The 1,068-nt window shown below is 57.8% G+C and carries 1 protein-coding gene; it reads left to right on the top strand.

Annotated features, from left to right (window positions below):
- Nucleotides 1-695 (top strand): pyridoxal-dependent decarboxylase (locus KIP88_RS45810; RefSeq protein WP_249791571.1); only part of this gene is annotated, 695 nt, incomplete at its 5' end.
- Nucleotides 696-1,068 lie beyond the last annotated feature (373 nt).

Genomic DNA, 1,068 nt, shown 5'->3' with positions numbered 1-1,068 from the left:
GCAGCAGGCGACATCGCCCGGCCGTCGTGGTCGCAAATATCGGCACGACGATGAAGGAGGGCAAAGACGATGCGCGACGAATCCGCGCTGTCCTTCGCGACATCGGAATCAATGGCGTTTATGTCCATTCCGACGCGGCATTTTGCGGACCGTACGCGCCCTTCTTAAATCCGAAGCCGGCGTTCGATTTCGCGGATGGAGCCGACTCCATTACGATCAGCGAACACAAATTCCTCGACTCACCGATGCCTTGTGGCGTGGTTCTCACGCGTAAGCAGCATGTGGAGCGCATAATGCGCACGATCGATTACATCGGCAGCTCCGATACCTCTTTGAGCGGATCGCGCAATGCGCATACCCCGATTGTTCTCTGGTATGCGATCCGCAGCCTAGGTATCGGAGGGATCAAGCAGACCTTCCGTCAATGTGAGCAACTCGCGGCCCACGCAGCCGAAGAGCTAAATGCCCATGGCGTGAGAGCGTGGCGCAATCCCGATGCGCTGACCGTGGTCTTCCCTCCCGTTGAAGAATGCATCAAGACCAAGTGGCAGATTGCGACGCAGGACGTCAGCCACCTGGTCGTCACGCCGGGCACGACCAGACACCAGATCGATGCGCTAATCGAAGCGATGACGACGAGAAGGCTGAGGCTCGAAGAAGCGGACATTCGTGATGGCTGCGTGTGGCGCGGTTAACCCACTAGCATCGGAGTAGGTGAGGTGCGTCGAGTGTCTACCGCGCTTGCTGTCGAAGGAGATGAATGTTGCGATCACATTGGCCGAGCACCGTACCAAACCCTGAGGTAATTCATCATGCATTCGAAGCGTTGCCAGAGCCTTAGGAGTCTCGCATTCGTTGCCGGACCGGCCTATCGTACCGAGCCAAACATGGTCCGGTCCTCTCGGTCGGATCCGTCACCTTTGGCTAAGGAGTGCCGACAAAAAGTTCGATAAACGTTTCTGGGGCGTCTGGTGAATTTCCTCGACGCGATCGTCAAGCCGGAGCCCTGTTGTGGATCGGCGAGGGCAACCAATGGCGACAAAGGAGCGTCGCTAGTCGCAAAGCGCT

Source organism: Bradyrhizobium sp. SRL28, assembly GCF_018596315.1.
Lineage (GTDB): Bacteria > Pseudomonadota > Alphaproteobacteria > Rhizobiales > Xanthobacteraceae > Bradyrhizobium.
The sequence above is the reverse complement of the archived record's forward strand: the minus strand, read 5'-3'. Positions and strand labels throughout refer to the sequence as shown.